Annotated in this window: 1 pseudogene; it reads right to left on the bottom strand. The window is 69.2% G+C overall.

The features are described from left to right. Positions 1 to 712 (bottom strand): annotated as a pseudogene (locus FMEAI12_RS37560) (integrase); the annotation flags it as partial.

The raw sequence follows: 712 nt of genomic DNA, 5'->3' as shown, positions 1-712 counted from the left end.
GTACCACGTCGATGCCGGCTCCGGTGAAGACGGCGTCGAAGGAAGCCGTGAACTTGGTGTCGCGGTCACGGAGGGGGAACTGGAACCGGTGGCCACGTTCGTCGAGGTCCATCAGTAGGTTCCGTGCCTGCTGGGTGACCCAGGCTGCGGTCGGGTGCTTCGTGGTCCCGAGAACATGGACGTGGCGGGTGGCGTGTTCGACGACGAAGAACACGTAGATCCGTTGTAGGAATACGGTGTCCACGGTGAAGGAATCGCAGGCGAGGATGCCGGAGGCCTGGGCGTGTAGGAACGTGCGCCAGGAGGCATCGGCCCGCCGGGGCGTGGGATCGACACCGGCGCGGTGCAGGATCCGCCAGACGGTGGCCCCCCGACCGGGTAGCCCAGCCCGACGAGCTCTCCCTGGATCCGGCGGTGGCCCCCGGTCGGATTCTCCTGCGCGAGGCGCAGGACCAGCTCGCGGATCTCCCGGCGGACCGGCGGCCGACCGGGCGACTTCCGCGGGTAGGTCCGTTTGCGTGCGAGGAGGTCACGGTGCCAGCGCAGCACGGTGGCCGGGGTGACGAAGAACGAACCCCAGCTGGACCGGGGCAGCAGCCGGGACAGGGCTGCGAGGATCACCCGATCCGCCGGTTCCAGGACCGGGCCGGTTCACCTGCCGGCGCAGCACCGCCACCTGATGTCGCAGGACAAGGAGCTCCGCCTCCTTCGA

Origin of the sequence: Parafrankia sp. Ea1.12, assembly GCF_900465275.1 — a bacterium.
Lineage (GTDB): Bacteria > Actinomycetota > Actinomycetes > Frankiales > Frankiaceae > Parafrankia > Parafrankia soli.
Note: the sequence above shows the minus strand (reverse complement) of the source record. Positions and strands in the feature narration are given on the sequence as shown.